Genomic DNA, 1,976 nt, shown 5'->3' on the forward strand with positions numbered 1-1,976 from the left:
GGTTGAACCCGCCCAATATACGTCCGCCGAGTTCGATGAGTTCACTGCGACGAATCGCATTCGACGCAGTCGCGGGCGGACCGGGGTGTGCTGGGACAACGCCGCCGCCGAGTCATTCTTCGCGACCCTGAAGAACGAGATGTACTACCGGCAGACGTTCGCCACCCGGGCGCGGGCACGCTTCGCTGTCGCCGAATACATCGAGGTCTTCTACAACCGCCGACGGCTGCACTCGACCCTCGGCTACCGCACCCCGTTCGAAGCGCTCGCCGACTACCGGGCTGCGGCAACCGCCGCAGCGTGATCAACCCGAGGACTTGTCCAAGATCCTTGACACAGCCCATTCGCGCCGCGCTGCCAGGGGCTGCACCGCTGGGCGAAGTAGATCGCCACACCGGTGGCCCGGGCCAGCTCGCGGTGGCGGGCCATCTCCACGCCCTGGTCCCAGGTCAGGGTGCGTTTCATGTGCGCGGGCAGGGGCGCGAACGCGGCGGTGGCGGCGGCGCTGACCGTCTCGGCGGTGTGATCGACCGGCAAGTTGATCACGATGCCGTACTGGGTGGTGCGTTCGCGCAGGGTCATCATCGCCGAGGCGCAGCCCACGCCGAGGATGAGATCGCCTTCCCAGTGCCCGGCCTGCTGCTTGGTCTCCACCTCGGCCGGCCGCTGGTCGATCATGGTCATGTCGCGGACCGCCGCGCCGTGCCCGGATCGGGTCAGCCAGCGGGACTTGCGGATCCGCCGGCCGGTGCGCAGCTTGCGGCAGTAGCGCTTGTGCAGTCCCTGCCCGCCGGGCACCAGCAGCGCCCGGTAGATCGTCTCCGGGCACAGCCGCATCGTCGGGTCGGTCGGGTAGGTGCGGCGCAGCCAGCCGCTGATCTCATCGGGTGACCAGCACCGGTTGAGCTTGCGCTGCACGAGCGTGCGCAGCCTCGGGTGGGCGATCAGCTTGTGCTGCCGGGGCCGGCGGCGCTGCTGGGCCGCGACGTGATCGGCGTGGTGGGGCAGGTAGCGGCCGTGCTCGTCGCGGTGCCGGTCCAGCTCCCGTTTGATCGTCGAGGGGTAGCGGCCCAGCTCGCCGGCGATGACGCGGATCGAGTAGTCCAGCCGCAGCAGGTCGGCGATCTGCAGCCGTTCGCGCAGCGACAGGTAGCGGCTTGAGCGCTCGGCGGGCCGAGACGGCGGGGCGGTCTGCTGGTGGCGGCGGGCGCGGATGCGTGCGCCGGTTTTCCTGTGCACGCCCAGGATCGTGGAGGCGGCGGTGTTGCTCAGCCCGGCACGCATCAGCTCCCAGTAGCGCGTGTCGCGCGCCAGCACGTCCGACCGTGGTGCCCGCCGGCGGGTGAGTTCCTCGGCATGGCGTGCCGAGGTGCGAAGCGCACGCCGCAGGAGGGCCTGCCGCTCCCGGCGGGCGTGCTCATCGGCGCGGCGCCGTTGGTCCTCCCACTGCCTGGCCAGGGGCGTCGGTATCCGCAGCCGCAGCGCGGCGGCCCGGGCGGTCAGGCCCTGCTCGCGCAGCTTCCCGTAGCGGGCGCGCCACCACCGATAGCCCGTCGAGCGACCCACCCCGGCGGCTCGAGTTGCGGCGCCGATCGAGTCGCCGCCTGCGAAGCGGCGCCAGAAGGCGTCCTCGACCCCGGCGTCGACGGCCAGGTGATGCCGACCGCGGGGGCCTGGTCGCTGCCGTTCCCAGTCGACCAAAAGTGGCGAGCAGTAGCCCAGCTCGGCCGCGGCCTGCTCGACGCTGAGGCCCTCGTCCCGCAGCGCGCCGAACGCCTCCCGCAGCCACCGGTAGCCAGTCTCCTTGCCGATCCCGGCGGCGCGGGCGGACGGTTTGAGACCCCGCCCCTCCCTGACCGCCGCCAGGAACCGGATACCAGCAGCGGAATCCCGTCGCGCATGCACCAATGACCGCCTTCAAAGAAGGCGTTGCGTCGACCGATAGAACCTGGGGGAGGTGGATTCAACTGGTCGTC

2 protein-coding genes are annotated in these 1,976 nt (G+C 71.1%); one reads left to right on the top strand and one right to left on the bottom strand.

Features of this window, described 5'->3' with window-relative positions; all coding sequences use genetic code 11:
• The coding region (locus A6V29_RS06800; RefSeq protein ID WP_137159605.1) for an integrase core domain-containing protein at window positions 1-304 on the top strand (304 nt) is incomplete at its 5' end.
• On the opposite strand, the gene A6V29_RS06805 is transcribed toward A6V29_RS06800, so the two are convergent.
• Window positions 274-1,905 (bottom strand): IS30 family transposase, encoded by a 1,632-nt coding sequence (locus tag A6V29_RS06805; protein ID WP_249933074.1) that lies wholly within the window; start codon window positions 1,903-1,905, stop codon window positions 274-276. The two genes, A6V29_RS06800 and A6V29_RS06805, sit on opposite strands and share 31 nt — an antisense overlap.
• Window positions 1,906-1,976 lie beyond the last annotated feature (71 nt).

Origin of the sequence: Blastococcus sp. CCUG 61487 (assembly GCF_005222955.1) — a bacterium.
Lineage (GTDB): Bacteria > Actinomycetota > Actinomycetes > Mycobacteriales > Geodermatophilaceae > Blastococcus.